Genomic DNA, 21841 nt, shown 5'->3' with positions numbered 1-21841 from the left:
AGTCTTCTTGTATCTAAGCCAATTTATGATCAGCCCATTTTGCTAATAATGACAAGCCATAGTTTAGCAAGAAATAAACCAACGTAATTGCAATTAGTACAGGGACAATATATGTTGAATTTTGCGCATAAACAATTTGACCACGATAAGTCATTTCAGATAACACAATTCCCAATGCCAAGCTGGTATCTTTCACCAATGAAATTAATTGAGAAATAATTGGTGGTATCATTTTTTTGTAGGCTTGTGGCAGAACAATATAAATCATTGTTTGCATATTACTCAATCCATTGGCACGTGCACCTTCAAATTGACCATTATCAACTGATTCTAGACCGCCACGCACAATTTCTGCTAGCATGGCTGACTCAAATGTACTCATTGCAATAACTGTGGCCCAAAAGATTGGTAAGTGAATGCCAATTTTTGGTAGCGCAAAATAAACAAAAAATATAATTAATAACAATGGTAAATTGCGAATGATATTGTTAATTGTACCAACGAATTTAGAAAAATAAGGCAAACGTTCAAATTGAATAATGCCGACAATAGAACCAAAAATCAAACTCAAAATTACTGATATAACTGATACACCCACAGTAATACCCAAACCACCCAACAGATAAAGGACGTTTTGTGGTGTGAAGGCGCTAAATATTCCTAATGTAACCATAATTCCTCCTTACAATGCGCGCTTAAGCTTACGCTCAAGGTGTTGTATATAGTAGCTTAACGGTAATGTGAGAATTAAGTAGAAGATTGCCACAATAATATACGTACTGAACGTATCAAATGTGTTTGCTGCAACCATATTTCCTTGATACATCAAGTCTAATCCACCAACAAACGCTAGGATAGATGAATTTTTTACCAAATTAATGAATTGGTTCCCTAATGAAGGTAAAGCAATTCGAAATGCTTGAGGCAATATAATGTATTGCATCGCTTGCGCAAACGACAATCCATTAGCGCGTGCACCCTCCATTTGCCCACCATTCACTGATAAAATACCCGCTCTAACTGTTTCGGCAATAAATGCTGACGTGTACAACATTAAAGCAACCGTTCCAGATGTGAAGCCACTCATCTTAACATACTTTGAAACGACTAGAAAAAAGAAAAAGGTAATAATTAACAAGGGAATATTTCGAAAGACCTGGACATAAACATTTCCTATTACTTGCGCCCATTTTTGTGGAACAATCTGCATAATTGCAAACCCTGTGCCAAGAATCATTGATCCAATCAATGCAATGATACTAGATAGTAATGTATAACCAAATCCTTGCAAGAATGTTGGGAAATTATTTTGTAATAATGCCATTATTTCGCCTCCAAACTGTGCCAGTCAAGACCTGGAACGTTACTAAACCACTTCTTAATAAGCTGATTATAAATACCATTTTGTTTAATCGTAGCCAAGGCTGCATTTGTTTCTTTAATCATTGGCTTTTGATTATTATCAAAAGCAATACCATAAGGGCCATGTGTGAATGTCCCACCAGCAATATGATAATCAGGATTTTCCGTGGCAAAGCCATACAAAATGGCATTATCCGTTGACATTGCTTGCCCTTGACCACTTTTTAGAGCTTGCATCCCTGTCGCATAGTCCTGAACAGCTAATAGTTTTGCTTTTGGTGCAAATTTTGCGGTTTCAGTGGCTGCTGTTGTCCCCACAACTACAATGATCGTATATTTAGAACTGTTCATATCTTTTATTGAATTAATGCCAGAATCTTTTTTAACTAAGATTGACTGGCCAGCATCAAAATACTGATTTGTAAAGTCAATAATCTTTTCACGTTCTGGCGTAATTGTCATTGTTGATACAGAACCATCAATATTTGTGTTTTTCAACAGTTGCATCTTTGATGCTGTTGAAACCGGCACGAACTCAGCAGACATTGGTACGCCAGTTTGCTTTGAAATTTGAACTGTCAATGCTCTAGCAATGTCAATATCAAATCCTTGAGATATACCCGTTTTTGTATCCATCAGTCCAAATAAACGCGTATCAGCTTTCACACCCCACACAATTCGACCTAATTTTTCCACACGAGCGAGCGTATCTTGATGTTCTGCATTTCTATTGGCTGTTGCTGTTGCCCACATTAAACCAAGGACAATAACGGCAACTAAGACAATTGTGGCTATAATGCCAAACTGTCGCTTTTTAGCTTTTTCCATAATATATATACGTCACACATCTAGCTCATGGCTTGATTGTATACCCCATCAAGCCATGAGTCTCAGTAAACGCAATTCCTCCCTATTTTAGTGATGTTCAACCTGACTCAAAAACTTTTGTGCACGAACTTCCTTGGGTTTTTCAAAGAATTCCTTCGTTGTGCTGTCTTCTAAAATTTCACCCTCAGCCATAAAAATAACACGATCTGCAACGGCCTTTGCAAAACTCATTTCGTGTGTGACAACAAGCATGGTCATTGACGAATCTTTAGCAATGTCTCGCATAACATCTAATACATCCCCAACCATTTCAGGATCTAAAGCGGAGGTTGGCTCGTCAAATAACAATGCTTTAGGTTGCATAGCTAATGAACGCGCAATTGCTGCGCGTTGTTTTTGACCACCAGATAGTTCTGATGGCATGTTAGCTGCTTTATCAGCCAAACCAACTTTTTCCAATAATTCCATCGCTAATTTCTTATTTTCAGCTTCATCCCGCTTCAAAACCAAACGTGGTGCTAACATCACATTTTCTAAGGTTGTTTTATTATCATACAAATTGAAGTGTTGAAACACCATACCAACATTTTTACGAATACGATTCATATCTGTCTTTGGGTCGTGTAGGTCAAATCCGTTAACTAATAACTGTCCTTCTTCGATTTCTTCCAAACCATTAACAGTACGAATCAATGTTGACTTTCCTGACCCAGAAGGGCCAATCAAAACAACTGTTTCACCTTCATCAATTGTCAAATTAACGTTTTTTAGTGCGTGGAAGTTACCATAGTACTTTTCTACATTTTTAAACTCAATCATTGACATACGTAAATCTCTCCTTATTCATGCGTATTCAGCATACCGCACACATATATTAACTGTAAAAAGATGACAATTAAAGTACTTTTTCGTATTTTAAGTCTGTTCACCTAATTATGTTCTATTTCTATTGTACCTGTTTTAACTCTTTGTCACCATGTTCATGGCAGAAAACATAACATATAAATGTGAACTATTTAACATTTTACACACATTACTTTATTTTCAGTTACTATCATTATTTATACCTTGTAAGCGATATAAGTCATAATATTGCCCCTGTAATTGCAATAATTCTTCATGTGTCCCATGTTCAACAACTTCACCTTTATCTAACACTAAAATCAAGTCAGCATCTTTAATTGTTGATAAACGATGTGCGATAGCAATAGTCGTACGATTTTGACGCATTTTTAATAGTGATTTTTGAATCAAAGCCTCCGTCTCAGTATCAACATTTGCTGTTGCTTCATCCAATATTAAAATTTTGGGATCTCTAACAATTGCCCGTGCAAAACTAATTAATTGTTTTTCCCCAGCAGAAAATCCCGATCCGCCTTCTTGCACTTTTGCATGATAATTACCTGGTAATGCAGATATAAACTTATCAGCCCCAACAAACTCAGCAGCTGCCTTAACTTGTTCATCTGTAATCGTATCATCATACATACGAATATTAGATGAAATATCACCAAAAAACATGAACGGATCTTGCAAAACCAATCCCATTTTTTGACGAATATTTTTTAAAGCAATGTCTCGAATATCATGATCATCAATTAAAATATTTCCAGATTGAAACTCATAGAATCTCATCAGTGCATTGATTGTTGAAGATTTGCCAGATCCAGTGTGACCAACAAGTGCCACCGTATCACCCGGGTTAGCTATAAAATTGAGATCTTTTAATATTTGATGTTGCCCATCATAACTAAAATCAACGTGTTGGAACGCAATTTTTCCTGCTGTAATATCTTGCTTGGCAGCCACATTTTGTGCTGGCGCATAAGTATCATCAGCTAAAATACCTAAAATGCGATAACCTGACACAAGCCCTTCTTGAAACGGGCTAAACAAGTTCATAACGCTTTCTAACGGACTAAATATGTTGTTTAAATACGTTGTAAAAGCATAAATGACACCCGCAGAGACAGCAGTTGACATGGACAGCGTACCAAAGTACCAAAATACAAGCACCATAGCTGCACCCAGTAACATATCGACCATTGGCTCCAGTAGCAAAGCATCTGCTTTTACCATACGAAAACGCGCATTAAAATATTCACCATTGACTTTAGCAAATGATTTTTTAAAACGATCTTCTTGATAAAATTCCTGAATCACATCAATACCTGTGATGCTTTCAGCAATTTTAGCATTTAAATGTGATAGACGTTCACGCATATGTCGAAACAAGCTAGATGAAAAACGTTGATATAAAATCACTGATCCGACAATAAACGGTACAACAATAAGCATTAGCAAAGTGGCTTTTACACTCACTGTCAACATACCAATGTAGGCACCAATCATGCTCATAATAACAAATGTTAATTGCATGAAAAAACGCCAAAAATCAGCAAGCGAAGCTGTATCATTGTTAACACGAGTGACTAACGAACCAGCTGGTACTTGATCAAAAAATCTCATACCTAAAGTATGTAGCTTACGAAATACTTGCACTCGTATATCTTCTAGCGCATATTCAGCAGCTACTGTAAAATAATAGGCGTTTAATGCATCTGTCACAGCTTGACTGACTCGAACGACTGCTACTAAAACCGCGAAACTAATCATAACTTGTAAAGTAACGTTGTCACGCTGTTGCAAATACGTCGTCATATAATAAGCAATAATACGAGGTGCTGCTGCTTGCAGTAGGGCAAATGCAGCGCCAATGGCTAATGCGCCAAAAAACATTTTTCGAAAGGGTTTAGCCATTCTAACCAATGTCACAATAACTCTTATCTGTTCTTTAATTGGGATACTTTTTGCCCACACAGAACTATTTTTTTCAGACATCGCTGACCCCCTTTCCACTTAATTTATCTTCAAGTTCCGTCGCTAATTGCTGTTGGTGATACATTTCTGCATACCAACCATTTCGCGCAATTAAAGACGCATGCGTTCCACGTTCCTTAATTTCACCATGGTCAAACACAATAATTTCATCTGCGTTCATGACCGAGCTAATACGATGCGCAGCAATAATAGTTGTTTTTTCGCGACGTTCAGACTTTAAAGTCCCCAAAATATGTTTTTCTGTCAATGCATCAACAGCTGAAAGTGCATCATCCAAAATCAATATTTCTGGATCAGTAATCAATGCGCGAGCAATAGCTAATCGCTGTTTTTGACCACCAGACAGGCTAACTCCCTGCTCACCAACTTCAGTATCATATCCATCTGGCAATGACCAGACATCTTCATTAAAATCAGCTTTTTTAGCAGCTAACATCACATCACGTTGATTTTTATTAATATCAGAAAATCGAATATTATCTCGAACCGTTGTTGAGAACAAAAAGTTCTCTTGTGCTACGTAGCCAATTGATTTTAAATAAGCGTTAAATGTATACGCTTTAATATTCACATCACCAACTCGAATATCACCTGTGTAGCCATCAAATTGACGTAATAGTAGCTTAATTAAAGTTGTTTTACCAGCACCAACACGACCAACAATGCCCAGTGTCTCCCCTGCCTTAACCGTGATTTCAACATTATGTAACGCAGGCTTTGTAGGATCCCCATCTGGATAAGTAAACTGATTAATATTAATATTTAAATCACCTTTAGCCTGTTCAACAACACCTTCTTCATCTTCAATAATGGCTGATTTTTCTGACAAAATATTTTGCACACGTATATATGATGCGTTGCCACGTTCCAAAACATTGAACAGTTGACCTAATCCAAACATTGGCCAAACGAGCAAACCCAAGTATGTCGAAAATGATACCAGCTGACCAATTGTAATTTGATCGTTAAGGACAAGCGACCCACCGTATGTCATCATAATAACAAAGCTAATTGTCATTATAACGGTAGCCATTGGTCCAAATAATGAATCGATTAATGCCACCCTTTTATTGATTTGAATTGTATCTTTAACTTGAGATTCAAAAACGGCAACATCGGCCATTTCTTGTCCTAAAGTTTTAATAGCTTTAACACCAGCAATTGATTCTTGAGACTTGTTTGATAAACGTGAAAAAGCTTCTTGTGCTGATGTAAATGCCTGACGCATTTTTGGTGACAAATATCGCACACCTAAAACTAAAAGTGGTAAAGGTAAGACACCTATTAGGGTCAATCGCCAATCAACAACAATCACCATTGAAATGACGGTAAAAATTATCACAACAACTGAATCAACTAACATTAAAATGCCACCAGATGCAACGCGTTGTATAGCTGACAAATCATTTGTAGCATGTGCCATCAAGTCGCCTGTTCGATGTCGTTGATAAAAAGTGGTATCCATCTTCATATAATGATCAAACAATTGCTGACGCAATGTTTTTTCAAGTAAAGCAGATCCTTGAAAGATATGTGTAATCCAAGCATATCTAAAAACATACATCAATAGCGCAAATAAAAAAATGCCACCAGCATAAAACACTAAGTTTTCTACTGTTAGCGTCCGTGATACAACTTGATCTGTAAAACGGCCAATTAAGGCTGGTGACACCATTTGAGAAATTTCCGTCAAAAACAAAAAAAACAGTCCTACAATGTAAAGTCGCTTATTTTGACGGAAAAACCACATTAATTTTCCAAAAATATTCATACACATCTCCAATTTTATATTTAAAATTTATAACAAAATAATGCGCATCAAAACTCAAATATCTCTCAAAGCAAGATAAAAAATGTAACATACAATTAGTATGTCATTATTTGATTAATCACAAATGCAATGATACCCCAAACTAACGCCCACAATATTTGACGTCTTATATTCATACTCATTACACCAGCAAATTCTCTAAAAAAAGCCGGTATACGATAAAATAAGGGCACAAATCCCCCACGTCCTTGCGCATCAATATTTTGTTTTTTAGCTAGCAAAACACCCCTAAAAACATGATAACCACTTGTATAAAATGTAAATGGTTGCTGAGAAAGCAATTGTGACGTATATTTTAAATTTTGATAGGTATTTCGTGAACGTTTTTCTAGTTGTGTTTTTTCAAATGGTACATCATAACGTGATACAGACCAGTCGCGCATCGCTTCAGCTTCACTAATTAACTGATCTTCTCCCTGTCCACCAGAAAAAACAATCATCGGATATTCCGACATTTTATTGGCGTCTGTTACTGCTGCTTGAATACGTTTATCGACTATGTTCCCGACTCTATATCCTTCTGCCAAGCCGCCACCAAGCACTACCAATGGCCCGCGAGTTGGTGCTTTGCTTTGATAACCGTAGATTACGCTGCTCACTATAAATCGACAAAATTGCCATACAAAATATAACATCAACCATGGTGCGCTCAACCACCATAATGACCACTGACTAAACAATAATAGACACATCAGATAAACACCAACTAACAGCGGTAATCCCCACTGATGTGACTTTTTCCAACTATGCCGTACCATACTTAATAACAACAAAATACCAAAAAAAACAGCCATACTATAACCAATATGAACAGTCAATTTTAAAACTTTTGGTGTGACATTTAAAAAATGGTACATAAAAATAACGACACCAATGACAATGAAAACACCAAGCGTACCAATTCTCATCGTCGCAGGATTTTGTTGCACTTGGTAGTACAGCAAAATTCCTAATACAATTATCGTTAAAAATAAAAAGATTTCCATAAGCTTATTGTAACATGCTGTTAGGCTTCAAATTTACCTGCAGCACCTACTGGCACACGAACTAGATCCAACTCGACGAGCCGTTCAGCGATTTGAACTGTATTCCAAGCAGCACCTTTTAATAAATTATCAGATACCACCCACATATGAAAAGAATCATCGTTTTCTAAATCTGGACGGACACGACCAACAAAAGTTTCTCGTTTTCCCTCAGCATTAATTGGTTGTGGATACAGCTGTTTTTTAGGATTATCTTCTAAAATAACGCCGGGTGCTTGACTTAATGCTTGTTGAATGCCAGCAGACGTAGCACCAGTGTTTGACTCTGTTTCAAAATAAACTGTTTCACCATGTCCTACTGGAACAGGTACTCGAACTGCTGTACCTGTTACTTTAACTGACTTAGAATTTTTGTCTCCGAACATAATTTTCTTTGTTTCATGAATCATTTTCCATTCTTCATGTGTATAGCCATCATCTTCAAACACATCAATTTGTGGTAACAAATTATAAGCTAATGGGTAATGTTTATCGGATCCCTTGACAGGCAAAATATTAGCAACCATTTTCTCACCAGCATTATGAGCTTCTGTCTGGGCTACTAGCTCATCCCATGCTGTTTGACCGGCCCCAGATGCTGCCTGATAGGTCGACACAATGACGCGACGTAACCCAAAAGCGCGACGTATCGGCTCCAAAGCTACGACCATTTGAGTCGTTGAACAATTCGGGTTAGCAATAATACCATTATGACCTTGTAAATCTGCTTCGTTAACTTCAGGCACGACAAGCGGGACATTATCGTTCATACGCCAATAACTTGAATTATCCACCACAACAGCACCACGTTTAACTGCTTCCGGTGCAAAACGCTGCGATACAGAACCACCTCCAGAGGCCAATACCAAATCAACGCCACTAAAACTGTCTGCTGTCGCTTCTTCGACAGTTAATTCTTGTCCTTTGAAAGTGAGTTTTTTACCAGCTGAACGTGATGAAGCAAGTAATTTCAAACTATTAACTGGTATCGTTGATTCTTCTAGTTGGGACATTAATCTTGTACCAACTGCTCCGGTTGCGCCAAGTATTGCAATGTTATATGTACGTTCTGTCATGTTTATTTTCTCTCCTCAATTTTTCAATATTCCCTTGAGTTAGCTAATTATATTAATCAACAAGGATACGATGTACCCGATCTTGCATTCCCGTCATAATCTCCCATGGTGCTAAATTAGCGTGTTGTGCAACATCCTCGAGCGTATTCTCAAGATCGCCATCCTTACCTATGAGTGTCACTTTTGTCCCAACAGGATACTCATGTGGCAACTTAATCATCAATTGATCCATTGCAACTTGACCAACTATTGGTGCATATTGTCCGTCAACAATGACGCTAAAGCCAGACATCTTACGTAGCCAACCATCACCGTATCCAATGGGTACTGTTCCTATCCACTCATCACTGCTCGTTGTATATTTATGTGAATAACTAATGCCTTCTCCAGCTGGTAATTGTTTGACAAAATTCATCTCACTACGTAATGACATGACAGGTTGCAAATTTTTGCCATCTGCCAACTCACCACGAGAAGGTTCAACGCCATATAACACAGTCCCAACACGGATCACCTCATGGGGCACTTCATCGGCGTGATACATTGCTGCACCTGAATTAGCCACATGATAGTATTTAGGTTCTGGTAAACCATCTGTTATATCGTGCCACCGTTTAAGTTGCATATAAAAGTAGTCCGTCTGCACTGAATCTGATTCAGCAAAGTGTGTTGCTAAGCCAACATAATCAAAAATATCCTTGTGTGCCTGCAAGTAAGTAATAGCTTGCGCCAAAGACTCTCGAGTACGAAATCCGATTCGCCCCATGCCTGTGTCAACACCTAACGAGACTTGTAGGCGTTGTTCACCAGTAAGAGATTGCGCCGCTTCTTTTAACCATGATAATGATACAACGGTTGCCATAATGTGTTGTACTGCCATCAGTTCAGCATATTTTGCTTGTGAAATACCCAATACTAAAATTGGTTCAGTAATACGTTCATGTCGCAGTGCTAACGCCTCATCAATGACGGCCACAGCCAAGCCATAAACGCCACCTGCAACAGCTGCCTTAGATGTTGGCACCAAACCCAAACCATATGCGTTTGATTTAACAGCCAAAAATATTTTGTCGGCGCCAGATGTTTGTTTGACAACAGCGACATTATGCTTTAAAGCTTTTTTAGAAATTTCTATTTGCGTTGGTCGCGTAATTGCTTCTACCATGTTTGTACTCTTTTCATCTAAAATAAAAATCCGCCTCTGCCAAGTGTGGCAGTTACGGATCGCAATAAAACAATCGTTTCTGTCATAGCACCCCGCAATTGCGACAGTCCATTAGCTATTAACTAATGCCCCAGCTTACTGACATGACAGTATCAGTGCTTCGGCCACAACCCCTTTAACTCGTTTCACAGTATCTATCAATACTCCGCGAGTGACTCATGGTTACAGCAACCTCTATGATTTTCTCATTGTTTTTATTTTATTCTAATTTTTCTATTTTGTCAAACTTTGTTTTTTCGTATAATTATTACTTTTTTATGATAAGGTTTTAATAGCCGATATACGTCATCACGATTATTTGTACGCCATTTATTTTGCCATTTTAAAAATAACCATAAGTTTCGGTACTGTTTTGACCCACCGTGTAAGCGATTGTTGAACCACCTTTTCAAGATATAATATACATTTTTGTAATAAGGCAGGTCCAAAACATAAATCACATCAGCCAACGCAAAACAATCTTGTCCTTCACGGAACTGTGCTCCCTCAATTATCCAGTCATTTTGCTGGATAATCACTTGTAATAAGGCTTGTCTTTCGGATGGCGTGCGATGTCTGTCTCCTGTTGCTTGTCGTACCCAGTTTAAATCATCTAATGATGTCACTGGATAAGGCTTAATCCTGGCTATTTTATGTGCAAAAGTTGTTTTCCCACTGCCCACTGGCCCAATAATTCTAATTTTCATCTCTTTCACCTAAACAAATAGTGGTAAAGACAGCTGAATCACTGTTTTCTAATATGTGTTCGATGGCTACTTCTGTGATTGTCGCTGTTAGTCGCAATTTAAATTGTTGCTGTTTTTTAATGATATCAGCAACGACTTGAATGATTGTTTCATCTGTCAACTCATTATCAAATGGAAAAACAAGTGATATATGTGGCGCAATATGTTCGTATAAATCATCATAACGTTGACGTATCCGATTAATAGTAAACATGTCATTCAACTGTGGGAAAATCAAAACAGAACGTAACATACTTCAACCTCATTTTTTTATTAGTATACCAAAAAATCACGTCCAATGTTGATTCCCTATCAACATGCTCATCCCCATACCACCAGCAACACATAGTATCGCATTGATCGGACCTAATAAATGATCAGATGCCAAACAACCCACAGTTCCGTGAGCCAGGGTCACTGACCAGCCGATGACTTTAGATATCTTTAGTATAACTTTCTCAAAATGAGAACAACAACGTTGCTCCGTCGATATCAAATGATCATTTTTAAAACGCTAGTGCTGTCCGTGCCTGTACTTGTCTAATTGCCAAAGCAACAATCACAACAACAGTAATTTTCAAAGTGCTCGATAGAATAAACGGTGTGATCCCAGCAGCAATACCTGCTTCAACTGGTAATTGCATACTAATGATTAGCCAAATTGTCCCAATCGTTAAGTTAACCACTGAAGCTAAAATATTTGTCACAATCAATCCCCAAACATTGTTCCATCTTTTAAAAGATAGACCAATAATTGGTGCGAACAGCAGAAATGACCATAAATAACCAGCGGTTGGTCCGGCTAATAGCACAAAACCACCTTTGAAACCAGCAAATACTGGTAAGCCAAAAGCACCCAGTAATAGATACAATCCAATAGCTGTTAAACTCACACGCGTTGATGACACCGAAGCTACTAAGGCAATAATGAGTGTTTGTAAGGTCATTGGAATTGGTCCAATATTAACTGCTAATGGTCCAACAGCAATTAATAATGCTGTTAGTACTGCTGTGATGACAATACGTTGTGTATTTGAATTCATTTTTTCTCCAATTTTTACCCGTTGACAATTAACCGTGATAACTATTATTTGGCAATTGTACTTTCAATACTTCCCCAGAATTAATCGTTCTGATAACATCACCCGTATCTACAAGCAATTGCCCTTGTTCATCAATCGCTTTTGCTATACCAGTTACGAGTTCTTTCCCATATTTCACTGTGACGGTCTGATTTATGACAATGTTTCGTTGACGATAAGCCTTTAAAAATGAGCCATCGGTGTATTCAGCATACAATTTAACAAATTCATCAAACAACGTAGCAACAATCACATTACGTGATACAGTGAGGTGTTCAACCATACCACCCACTTTATTTGTTAACGTGGCATCCAAATTTTGAGGCTGTTGTAAGTTCAAACCAATACCTACAACAATTGCTGACACTTGTTGACTTTCAAAATCCATCACCGCTTCAGTTAAAATGCCACCGACTTTGCGGTTTTTGAATAATAAGTCATTAACCCATTTAAAGTCTAATTCAATACCAATCGTTTTCTTTATAGCCCGCGAAACCGCCACGGCTGTGCCAGTTGTTAGTAATCCAGGTACTACCGATGTTCCAACAGGTAGCGGTAAAGCAAATGAGATATACAAACCCGTATCAGCTGGTGATACAAAAGTACGGCCTAAACGGCCACGGCCACCAATTTGTTGATTAGCAATAATCATTGTCGGTTTTGTTATATCACCGCGTGTTAATGCTTCTTTTGCATAAGTATTTGTCGAATCAATGACATCAAACAGTTTTATCTGCCAGTCACTGTGCGCCAATTGTCTAATCATAGGTACACTCAAAACTTTTCCACTTTGATAGCGATACCCAACATGGTGCTGACTATCGATTGTGTGTCCTTGTTCTGTTAATTTTTTAATGACTTTCCATACGGCTGCACGGCTAATATCTAAATTTTTAGCTAATGTTTCCCCACTTAAATATTCCCCTTCATGTTCAGCAAAAAAATGTAGTATACGTTCATCTGTTTTCATATTTTTTCCTCAGGTCATTTTTATAATATTCAAAAAGGTCATTTCAAAGTAAACTTATTATATAATTATGGTTTACTATACTCTAAATGTCAACCCATATAAAAAAACGCTCGAAAGCGTTTTTAGCAACCCTTATTCTGATTCTTTCTTAAATGACAAAGCAGCGACGTTTAGCTCACGGTCGCCAAGACCCTTAGTAAAGCTAACTTCGTGGGAAACAATAATGACATTCCCTGGAAACTTATCGATTGCTGAACGAAGGGCATTTTTTGTACCTTCATCCAAATGGTTAGTTGGTTCGTCTAAAATCAGAAAATTACTTGGCTTCATTTCCATAATCGCCAATTTAACCTTAGTTTGTTCACCACCAGAAAGCAATTGCATTTGTTTCTGTGCATTTTCAGCGTTAATACCAGCTGCCGCTAAACGTGTCCGTAATGCTTTGGGCTCTAACTTTGGGAACCGATCTTGCATCTCTCTTAGCGGCGTTTTGGTATCGTCATCCCATTCTAAATCTTGGTCAAAATAATTGACAACGGCAGACGGAGAAAACTCAGCTTCACCATGAAGTGCTGGAATAACACCTAGAATAGATTTAATCAATGTTGATTTACCAGCACCATTAAATCCTTTAAAGACAAGCTTTTGTCCTGTCGTAATTGAAAATGTGACTGGCTCCAAAACTGGTGTAACATATCCCACTGATAAATTGTTTACCGCCAAAGCATTAGCAGACTGTGAATTCACATAGGGGAAATTGAACTTTGCTTGAAGTGCTTCAGATGGCGGATCAACTTTATCCATGCGCGCCAACATTTTTTCACGTGATTTGGCTTGTTTAGATGTTGAAGCACGTGCTTTGTTTTTGGCAATAAACTTTTGCGCTTTTTCAATCTCACCTTGCTGCTTTTCATATTGACGTAACTGTTGCTCTGAACGTTCATCTTTTTGTCGCATAGCTTTTTTGAATGAGCCACGGAACTTAGTAATTTTTCCAAATGATAGATCAATGATGGCATTAGTTACTTTATCTAAAAAGTCAAAATCATGAGAAATAATCATGGCTGACCCTTCATAATTTTGCAAAAAATCCTCTAGCCATTCAATATGTGCCACATCCAAATAGTTGGTTGGTTCATCTAAAATAATGACATCATCATTTTCAAGCAATAGCTTTGCTAAAATGACTTTAGCGCGTTGTCCACCAGACATTTGATCCAACTCACGATCACGTCCAATAGCTTCTAAACCAAGTCCAGAAATCACACGTTCAATTTTTGTGTCAACATCATAAAATCCGGCCGCATCAAGTTCCTCTTGCATACGTCCAGCGCGTTCCAACAATTTATCGTTCATTGATTCCGCGTATTCATTATAAAGATCTGTTATACGATCTTGTTTATCATATAGGTCTTGATAGGCAGTATGCAAAAAGGCAATCAAATTCATGCCATCTGGAATCTCTGCATACTGGTCCAAATAGCCAATTTTAAGGCCTTTTTGCCACTCAATTTTACCAGACAAAGGTAATTCCTGACCCGTAACGATCTTGATAAGCGTTGACTTACCTGCACCGTTTTGGCCGACAATTCCCATGTGTTCGCCTTGTTGTAATTCGAATGCTGCGTCTTCATATAAAGTTTTTTCTGCGTAGGCCATTGAAAGCCCACTGATTTCTAATAATGCCATAGCTATAAGTGTAACATATTTTAGATTGATATGTGGCTGAAAATCTTATTATCAATAAATATGTTGAAAATTGACTAAATTCAGCTATACTTATAGTATTATGAAACCACGCAAACTTAATATTAAAATAATTCCAGCAACTGACATCAATCGTGCCTATCGTTTTTGGCGTGATGTTTTTGATTTGCCCCAATCAGGTCATGAAAGTGGTCGACATTTGGTGTTAGATGGTGAGGACATTACTTTTGTTAATGGTAAGCCCACGGATACACTTGAAATACTGGTAAGAGATCATCAAGAAGAGTTGCTCAAGCACCTACGTAATAACTTTATTACTATTGTTGGCAATCCCGAGGAACGCTTTGGGAATAAAATTGCTTTCCAAATAAACGATTCAGAGGGCAATACCATTATATTAGAAGCAAATAAATAAATTTAAAAGGGCCAAACAAAAATGTTTGGCCCTTTTGAGTACTAATTATCTAAAAACACCAACGATCTCCGGGATAATCCAGCTTAAAAAGCCGCCGACAGGGAAAATAAGCCACCAATAGCTGGCTGCAAAATCCCAAAAATTCATATTTTTACGACGGCGAACATACTCCCCACGACGTGGGTCAAATGTAAACTCACTACTGTCAATTTCAGGCGTTCCCGACTTAGAAGGTGTCTCTTCAATTCCTAGTACCAAACTATCAAGGGAGCACTTAAATATTTCGGTTAATTTAATTAGGTTTGTTAAGTCTGGTGTCGCGTCTCCAGATTCCCAGCGTGATACAGCTTGTCGTGAAACAAACAATTTATCAGCTACATCCTCTTGTGACATGTTTAAATCAGAGCGATACTTTTTGAGCTGATTCGGTAATACATTAGCCATCACATCAATCCTCATTTCTAGTTATTTAACTCCCCTAATTATGCTGCATGAGGGACATAAAGTATAGCAATTAAACGACTAAAAACCGCAATTAGCAATCCTTAATTGCGCACGGATAGATTGCTAATAACAAATTTCCATTCACCAAAAACCTATCATACCAACTTTCATCAGATTGCATCATTAAGCAACCATTTATGTTCGACAAAAATATTGTCTAATCAGACAATATTTTTTTTGAAACAGCAGTCGCTATTAAAATCCCAAATCCCATTGGTAGTAAAGCAGACGACTCTAAATGACATATTTCAATCAACATGAACATTGCCATAAAAGGTGCTTGCTGAGATGCTGCTAATAGTGTGCCTGCCCCTAAAATAGCGCCTTGTCCAATTGACATACCTGGAATCCAAATAGCTAAGATAAGACTTAACACAGCACCTAATGCCCCACCAACAGCAATAGAAGGCGTCAATGTGCCACCTGAAGCGCCTGCACGAATGGTTAAGACCGTCACAACGACTTTTAATAAAGCCCCTACGACTAGAATAACCAACATCGTTAATTGATGACTATTAATGGCGAGTTGTGCTAATGAACGGCCATTCCCCATAATTTCAGGAAAAAAGTATGCCACAATACCAGTTAAGATAGCTGCCACTGGCAATTGCCATAGAATGTGATTATCTTTTGTTTGATGTTTTTCGGCCCATTGAAAAAACTTTCTAAACCAACTACCTGCTAAACCACTTAATGGTGCTAAAATCAGCACAAACACAAAACTCACCAATGAAAACTTAACATCTGTAAGTATATAGTACGGCTTGAAGCCTTTAACTAACGATCCAACAAACATGGCAATTATTGACATCGTTAAACTAACGCCAACTGTTCGCAGAGTTAATTTTTTAAATAATACTTCAACCGAAAAAAACATCCCAGTAATTGGCGCAATATAAATCCCGGCAAAGCCGGCGCCAGCAGCTGCTGTAATCAATAAGCGTTTATCTTCTGCTGTTAACTTAGGGACATGGTATCTGTCGCATAAATCTTCCCATTTTTGCGCCAAAAGCGCCCCAGCTTCTCGTGGTGCTAATTCACGCCCAACAGATCCACCAGTGCCAACGTAAAATATTTGTGTCACAACATGAACCACTGTTTGCCAAAAAGGCATGCGTTCACCAGCTAATGCCCTTTTAATGCTGATAGTCGGCGTTGTTTTGGTGCGTAAAAACCACCAAATTACAGCCGCAATCACACCACCAACAGCAACAGAAAGTAGCCGATCAATTGGTGTTGCACCGACTGGTGCCGGAAATTTTGCCGTTTCTTCATAATGTAAAAAGAAATGCTCAATAACTTCTAAAAAGAGGGATAATAATAGGGAACTCAATCCGACAATCACGCCTAGCACTACGGTTGACACTGCTAAAACTATATTTTCTTTGTACTGGTTAAACGCCATATTTAAACACCTATTTTTTCAATTTACCAACCATTATATTCTACCGCAAGGATGATTTTAATTCGATCTTTTTTTAATTATAATTTAATTGTTATCGTTGGCGATAAAAAGTGGTTGTTAACAATGTTTGAGAATCATTGTTAACAACCACTTACTAAGCTACGCCCTATAATCAAAATAATTTGGTTATTTTTTGGAAAGTTAAACTTTCAAAGCACGTTGGTCAATCCATACTTGTTGTCCGTCATTCCCATTTAACTTGATCAAATTCCATACTACACCCTTTAAATTTGTGTATTCTTCTGTTACTTGAACTTTAGTATTCTTATATCTATTGTTACTGGTTTTATCGAAAAATTTCGAATTTGTTTCCCCATATGGCGCATTCAAATACATGCCATCTGAACTTGCACGTAATGTAATCGTTGCACTGTATGCAACTGACCTTGTTACAATTGGAGAAAACGAACGTTTATCAATCCATACTTGCTGATTATTAACATTAGCAAGATACCAGACAACTCCTTTAGTATCTGAATGTTCTTTAGTTACAGTAACCTTTTGATTATTATACTGGCTTACATTCCCAGTATATTTTGAATTTGTTTCCCCATATGATGAATTCAAATACATTCCGTCTGCTCGTTGGCGTGTATTAATTGTAGCGTTTAGCGCTACAATTTGATCAAAGGTTGCACTAAATGCACGATTATCAATCCAAGTATTTTGTCCATGTAAATTAACTAAATAGAAAGTAATCCCAAATTCATTGGCATATTGTTGTGATATTTTAACATATTGTCCGTTAACCGACTTTGTATTACCAATCCATTTAGCATTTTTAACACCATAAGGTGCTGAAATATAGAGACCGTCTGTTCTTTGTGAACTATTAACATACATATTCATATTTAAGTTTTGCGTATATGTTGTAGTGAGCGCATTCTTATCAACCCACAGTTCTTGACCATTCAACTTGATCAAATTCCAAGTCACACCATAGGCATCTTTCCCCTGCTTAATTGCATCAACACGTTGCCCATTAAATGATGTTGTGCGATCTACCCAACGTGAACCATCACCACGGTATGGCATGTTTGCATACAAACTGTCCGTACGCTGATTACTATTAATATATAGCTGTTGCTTAATATCTTGTGTTTGGAGTTGTGTAAAAGCACGATTATCCACCCACACTGTTTGCCCACCAAGCATAACCTGATTCCAGACAATACCTTTATCATCATAATACTGCTTAGTAACTGTGGCAATCTGACTATTATACTTTTTAGTGTTGCCAACCCAAAGCGCGTTACCCTGACCATAAGTACCGTTAATATACAAACCATCTGTTCTGTTTGCACTGTTGACAAACATTCTATTATTGACTTCACGTGTAAAGTTTGTTGCAAATGACCGATTATCTATCCATACTTCTTGCCCGTTAACTTGCAGTAAATTCCAAGTCACGCCTCGTGTATTGTACTGTGCCTTAATTACAAAAGCTGTACCATTATAATTATTAATCTGACCAACATATTGGGCATTTTCCATACCATATGGTGCATTAATGTACATACCGTCTTTACGACCATCATAGGTAACAAAGCTCATCATATCTGTTACTTTCAAAGGCACTGATGTAAATGCTCGACTGTCAATCCAAACAGATTGATTATTTAAACTTGTAAGATACCATGTTACAGTGTCACTGGTTACATATTGCTTTGTAATTATTACATTTTCACCATTATATTGCGTAGTATTTCCCACGTTAATTGGATTTAAATTATAGCCTTGTTCATTTGTTACGTTAGCCCCATAAGGTGCATTTAAATACATACCATCTTTTCTAAATGAACTATTTATATATTTCTTAAAATTAACATTTTGTCCTGGAAATCCATACATGGCTGAGTCTATCGCATTATATGGATCAACCCAATCATTTTGCGTGGTTATAGTCTGTTCTACCGATGTTGTATCGTTGTCATTAATTTTAATAATGAATGATGGTGCTGTAGTTGCATTTAAATTTTTACCAGCTGCATAATTTCTATTTGACATATAACTAGTAACCAATAAACGATCGCTATAGCCATTTACTGGAACAGCGTAATAAGAATATGTGTCGGTTCTATCTCCATAATCAGTATTTCCTAATAATACAGCGCCGTTACCATTCAGAGGCTTATACGATCCAAATATTGTATCGCTGACATAACCTAACATGGCAATATCAGAGACATTAGTTCTTCTTCCACTAGATTCTAAACTAGATTTTGATACTCTTGTATCTGTAAATAAATAATATTTGCCATTCATCGGAACTATATTTGCACGTTCAATTTCATCAGTAACTATATTACTAGTTATCAGAGGACTATATACATGATCCACTGTTGGGTTATCTTGTACATTTGTCAACCTTACTAATCCCAAGGCTCCATTAGCCAATGAAGCAACTCTAGACGTCTCCTCGTTACCTGATACCTCTAGTAACTTGATAACATTATAGTTTAATGATCCACCATAATTAGATAAATCTGTTATGTTATCATAACCTGAATTTTTATCAGTACCCGTGTTGCTTTCAAATGCTAAGTATCGTGTCCCATCACCTTCAATGACATGTGGATCGCGTAATGTGAAATTGTCTCTATCAACATTAAATGTTTGTTCTATTTGTTGATAATTGGTCCCATCACCTTCAAAAATCAAATGATCATTTTTAATACCTTCAATATATAAAGTCTTATTCTTATCTTCCTTCACAATAATGTTCACCGTATGAAGCTTTTGCATGTTTTGCCTGAGATCATTATTCCATTGCACACGTGTATAAAATAACTGAATACTTTCATTATCATTTAACGTCGCAGATCCCGACCATTCTTGATTCCAAGGCACTGCTTCATAACCAAATACAGGGCCTATCATTTTCCAATCACTTAGCGCAGTCGCTTTATATGGTGCAGATAACATGTATAAATGAGTATCACTTGGATTGCTTGGTAATCCTGCTAATGCAAACATCACTTGAGAACCTTTAATCTCAGCCACTCGTTGAGTTTTAGCATCCTGAACCATCCATGAATCCCAAATATCAAGATTCGCTACTTCTCCCGTTTGTGCACTTTTTGTAGTAACTGCAGGTAAATTTTTTATATTTCCAGAATTAAATTTGGGCACTGCCAATGACACTGGCTGCTCATTGAGCTGATTAATTAAATCATCAAAATGTTTATATGTGATGGCATTTATGTCAGCTTTTTTATTGGGATTATCATAATATTTAAGAGCGGCAGCGTTTAAAGCAGTTATTTGTTGGTCGGTTAAATTTTGAAGTGTTTGATTATCAATTGCTGCATCTAATAATAATTTGTTTCCCAGATCAGTCAACTTAGATTTCTGAGATTTTATATTTAATTCATCTGCTATTTTGTCTGTTTCTGCTGCCTTTGTTGTATTAACAACTGCTTTGTCTGTTTCTCCTGCTTTTGTTGTGTCAGCAACTGCTTTGTCTGTTTCTCCTGCTTTTGTTGTGTCAGCAACTGCTTTGTCTGTTTCTCCTGCTTTTGTTGTATCAGCAACTGCTTTGTCTGTTTCTCCTGCTTTTGTTGTGTCAGCAACTGCTTTGTCTGTTTCTCCTGCTTTTGTTGTGTCAGCAACTGCTTTGTCTGTTTCTCCTGCTTTTACAGAATTTTTTGTAATCGGTTCCATTTTCGTAACAATTTTTACGTTATTATCCACTTTTGCAGCAACTGTATCAGCACTAACTTTAGTCGTTGCCCCACCTACCATGCCTATTATCGCAGATACAGTGGCAGCTGTCACCCACACCTTACCGGACTTATATAACTTTTTTCGTGAAATATTTTCTTTCATCATTTCTCTCCTATTTACATTTATCTAAACCTAAATTTAAAATTATTGTGATATTGTACTTTTTATATTTTAACATCAATAACCCCACATTACTGAAATATTATTCCCATTTTCAACATTATTATTGTGTTCACCACTTTTTTGCCATATTCATAATAAATTTTTAGTTTATAAACTAACTTAACTTACTAGTTAGGCACCATAAAGGTGAAAAAAAAATTCATATTTTAATTTTTCACTATTAATATGTACTATCAGTCTGTGCCTTCTAATCCTATATAAAATATACCCCATATTTTCACTATCGTAAATGTGAATTAGCAGAGATTTTATACCATCTAAAATAATCGTAATATGTTTTAATACCATGAGTAAACACATATACAATACGTATATTATTGAATAGTATACGTATTGTATATAAAATCATTAAAATTGGTAACCTTCGGCTAAGAATTGCATCTAAATTAAAATTTGAAACCATAAACAATAAAATGAATATTTTATGCGCACAACGCTATTAATCTAATAATCATAGTTCAAAAACTTATAATACACACTATAGTTAAGAATGTATCGCCTAAGTAATAATTTGTGATTTGCATGAGCACTATCACGCCATTTCCAGATGAATTAAAACAACAATAATGATGTTAATACAAGTAAAAATAAGCTAATCTACGTTATTACAACACCAAAAATAACAGATTGTGGGTATGATTTTAGCAATAATTCTGCTGTCTAAAAAACAATTTCTCAATTCTTCTAACAATACTAATGATAAATGTTAGGACAGCTAATAAAGTGCATTATCATATTCCAGCAATGCTAACGAAAAAACTTATTTGATATACTACTATTAATATGTTCCAGTATCGTAGAATGAATAGTTCTAATTAAAAATACGGTTCAACCACTTAAAACTATGTATTTTGTCACTTTTTAACTAAATCATAA

General features: G+C 36.8%; 18 protein-coding genes and 1 riboswitch. Of the genes, 1 reads left to right on the top strand and 17 read right to left on the bottom strand.

From position 1 onward, the window contains the following. Nucleotides 1-13: 13 nt before the first annotated feature. From LEGAS_RS01190 to LEGAS_RS01125, 14 genes are all read right to left on the bottom strand, one after another. Entirely contained in the window at nt 14-673 is a 660-nt protein-coding gene (locus tag LEGAS_RS01190; RefSeq protein WP_010390557.1) for an amino acid ABC transporter permease, read from the bottom strand. A gap of 9 nt (nt 674-682) precedes the next feature. Further along, on the bottom strand, nt 683-1324 hold the full coding sequence (locus LEGAS_RS01185) for an amino acid ABC transporter permease (RefSeq protein WP_010390559.1): 642 nt from the start codon (nt 1322-1324) through the stop codon (nt 683-685). Next, a complete protein-coding gene (locus LEGAS_RS01180; RefSeq protein ID WP_010390561.1) occupies nt 1324-2190 on the bottom strand; it encodes a transporter substrate-binding domain-containing protein in 867 nt (288 codons plus the stop codon). The genes LEGAS_RS01185 and LEGAS_RS01180 overlap by 1 nt, the downstream gene beginning before the upstream one ends. A gap of 87 nt (nt 2191-2277) precedes the next feature. Further along, nucleotides 2278-3015, bottom strand: a complete 738-nt coding sequence (locus LEGAS_RS01175) for an amino acid ABC transporter ATP-binding protein (RefSeq protein ID WP_013231176.1) — start codon at nt 3013-3015, stop codon at nt 2278-2280. A gap of 219 nt (nt 3016-3234) precedes the next feature. Further along, entirely contained in the window at nt 3235-5031 is a 1797-nt protein-coding gene (locus LEGAS_RS01170) for an ABC transporter ATP-binding protein (RefSeq protein WP_013231175.1), read from the bottom strand. Then, entirely contained in the window at nt 5024-6802 is a 1779-nt protein-coding gene (locus LEGAS_RS01165) for an ABC transporter ATP-binding protein (protein WP_013231174.1), read from the bottom strand. Before LEGAS_RS01165 ends, LEGAS_RS01170 begins: the two co-directional genes overlap by 8 nt. A gap of 95 nt (nt 6803-6897) precedes the next feature. Beyond that, nucleotides 6898-7848, bottom strand: a complete 951-nt coding sequence (locus tag LEGAS_RS01160; protein ID WP_013231173.1) for a YdcF family protein — start codon at nt 7846-7848, stop codon at nt 6898-6900. A gap of 20 nt (nt 7849-7868) precedes the next feature. After that, nucleotides 7869-8963 carry an aspartate-semialdehyde dehydrogenase gene (locus LEGAS_RS01155; RefSeq protein WP_010389765.1) on the bottom strand — a complete coding sequence of 365 codons (1095 nt, stop codon included), beginning with the start codon at nt 8961-8963 and terminating at the stop codon, nt 7869-7871. A 52-nt stretch (nt 8964-9015) separates the two neighbouring features. Beyond that, entirely contained in the window at nt 9016-10128 is a 1113-nt protein-coding gene (gene alr / locus LEGAS_RS01150) for an alanine racemase (RefSeq protein ID WP_010389768.1), read from the bottom strand. Between the two features lie 77 nt (nt 10129-10205). Beyond that, nucleotides 10206-10373, bottom strand: a riboswitch (Lysine riboswitch). A 36-nt stretch (nt 10374-10409) separates the two neighbouring features. After that, on the bottom strand, nt 10410-10874 hold the full coding sequence (locus tag LEGAS_RS01145) for a P-loop NTPase family protein (RefSeq protein ID WP_013231172.1): 465 nt from the start codon (nt 10872-10874) through the stop codon (nt 10410-10412). After that, nucleotides 10864-11166 (bottom strand): 2'-5' RNA ligase family protein, encoded by a 303-nt coding sequence (locus LEGAS_RS01140; protein ID WP_010389772.1) that lies wholly within the window; start codon nt 11164-11166, stop codon nt 10864-10866. Before LEGAS_RS01140 ends, LEGAS_RS01145 begins: the two co-directional genes overlap by 11 nt. 253 nt (nt 11167-11419) lie before the next feature. Further along, nucleotides 11420-11956 carry a biotin transporter BioY gene (locus tag LEGAS_RS01135; protein WP_010389774.1) on the bottom strand — a complete coding sequence of 179 codons (537 nt, stop codon included), beginning with the start codon at nt 11954-11956 and terminating at the stop codon, nt 11420-11422. A gap of 28 nt (nt 11957-11984) precedes the next feature. Beyond that, entirely contained in the window at nt 11985-12965 is a 981-nt protein-coding gene (locus tag LEGAS_RS01130) for a biotin--[acetyl-CoA-carboxylase] ligase (RefSeq protein ID WP_010389776.1), read from the bottom strand. A 132-nt stretch (nt 12966-13097) separates the two neighbouring features. Beyond that, nucleotides 13098-14654, bottom strand: coding sequence for an ABC-F family ATP-binding cassette domain-containing protein (locus LEGAS_RS01125; RefSeq protein ID WP_013231171.1), 1557 nt, complete (start codon nt 14652-14654; stop codon nt 13098-13100). Nucleotides 14655-14754: 100 nt separating this feature from the next. Between LEGAS_RS01125 and LEGAS_RS01120 the strand changes: the two genes are divergently transcribed. Continuing rightward, nucleotides 14755-15087 (top strand): VOC family protein, encoded by a 333-nt coding sequence (locus LEGAS_RS01120; RefSeq protein ID WP_010389779.1) that lies wholly within the window; start codon nt 14755-14757, stop codon nt 15085-15087. Nucleotides 15088-15132: 45 nt separating this feature from the next. Here LEGAS_RS01120 and LEGAS_RS01115 read toward each other — a convergent pair whose 3' ends face one another. From LEGAS_RS01115 to LEGAS_RS01105, 3 genes are all read right to left on the bottom strand, one after another. Continuing rightward, nucleotides 15133-15531 (bottom strand): helix-turn-helix transcriptional regulator, encoded by a 399-nt coding sequence (locus LEGAS_RS01115; RefSeq protein WP_013231170.1) that lies wholly within the window; start codon nt 15529-15531, stop codon nt 15133-15135. A gap of 217 nt (nt 15532-15748) precedes the next feature. Continuing rightward, nucleotides 15749-16996 (bottom strand): chloride channel protein, encoded by a 1248-nt coding sequence (locus tag LEGAS_RS01110; RefSeq protein ID WP_013231169.1) that lies wholly within the window; start codon nt 16994-16996, stop codon nt 15749-15751. Between the two features lie 201 nt (nt 16997-17197). After that, nucleotides 17198-20887 carry a glycoside hydrolase family 68 protein gene (locus tag LEGAS_RS01105; RefSeq protein WP_242821465.1) on the bottom strand — a complete coding sequence of 1230 codons (3690 nt, stop codon included), beginning with the start codon at nt 20885-20887 and terminating at the stop codon, nt 17198-17200. Nucleotides 20888-21841 lie beyond the last annotated feature (954 nt).

The organism is Leuconostoc gasicomitatum LMG 18811, assembly GCF_000196855.1.
GTDB lineage: Bacteria > Bacillota > Bacilli > Lactobacillales > Lactobacillaceae > Leuconostoc > Leuconostoc gasicomitatum.
Note: the sequence above shows the minus strand (reverse complement) of the source record. Positions and strands in the feature narration are given on the sequence as shown.

Coding starts and splice junctions, on each gene's coding strand:
- LEGAS_RS01190 (WP_010390557.1), bottom strand. CDS start 673: ATGGTTACATTAGGAATATTTAGCGCCTTCACACCACAAAACGTCCTT.
- LEGAS_RS01185 (WP_010390559.1), bottom strand. CDS start 1,324: ATGGCATTATTACAAAATAATTTCCCAACATTCTTGCAAGGATTTGGT.
- LEGAS_RS01180 (WP_010390561.1), bottom strand. CDS start 2,190: ATGGAAAAAGCTAAAAAGCGACAGTTTGGCATTATAGCCACAATTGTC.
- LEGAS_RS01175 (WP_013231176.1), bottom strand. CDS start 3,015: ATGTCAATGATTGAGTTTAAAAATGTAGAAAAGTACTATGGTAACTTC.
- LEGAS_RS01170 (WP_013231175.1), bottom strand. CDS start 5,031: ATGTCTGAAAAAAATAGTTCTGTGTGGGCAAAAAGTATCCCAATTAAA.
- LEGAS_RS01165 (WP_013231174.1), bottom strand. CDS start 6,802: ATGAATATTTTTGGAAAATTAATGTGGTTTTTCCGTCAAAATAAGCGA.
- LEGAS_RS01160 (WP_013231173.1), bottom strand. CDS start 7,848: ATGGAAATCTTTTTATTTTTAACGATAATTGTATTAGGAATTTTGCTG.
- LEGAS_RS01155 (WP_010389765.1), bottom strand. CDS start 8,963: ATGACAGAACGTACATATAACATTGCAATACTTGGCGCAACCGGAGCA.
- alr (WP_010389768.1), bottom strand. CDS start 10,128: ATGGTAGAAGCAATTACGCGACCAACGCAAATAGAAATTTCTAAAAAA.
- LEGAS_RS01145 (WP_013231172.1), bottom strand. CDS start 10,874: ATGAAAATTAGAATTATTGGGCCAGTGGGCAGTGGGAAAACAACTTTT.
- LEGAS_RS01140 (WP_010389772.1), bottom strand. CDS start 11,166: ATGTTACGTTCTGTTTTGATTTTCCCACAGTTGAATGACATGTTTACT.
- LEGAS_RS01135 (WP_010389774.1), bottom strand. CDS start 11,956: ATGAATTCAAATACACAACGTATTGTCATCACAGCAGTACTAACAGCA.
- LEGAS_RS01130 (WP_010389776.1), bottom strand. CDS start 12,965: ATGAAAACAGATGAACGTATACTACATTTTTTTGCTGAACATGAAGGG.
- LEGAS_RS01125 (WP_013231171.1), bottom strand. CDS start 14,654: ATGGCATTATTAGAAATCAGTGGGCTTTCAATGGCCTACGCAGAAAAA.
- LEGAS_RS01120 (WP_010389779.1), top strand. CDS start 14,755: ATGAAACCACGCAAACTTAATATTAAAATAATTCCAGCAACTGACATC.
- LEGAS_RS01115 (WP_013231170.1), bottom strand. CDS start 15,531: ATGGCTAATGTATTACCGAATCAGCTCAAAAAGTATCGCTCTGATTTA.
- LEGAS_RS01110 (WP_013231169.1), bottom strand. CDS start 16,996: ATGGCGTTTAACCAGTACAAAGAAAATATAGTTTTAGCAGTGTCAACC.
- LEGAS_RS01105 (WP_242821465.1), bottom strand. CDS start 20,887: ATGATGAAAGAAAATATTTCACGAAAAAAGTTATATAAGTCCGGTAAG.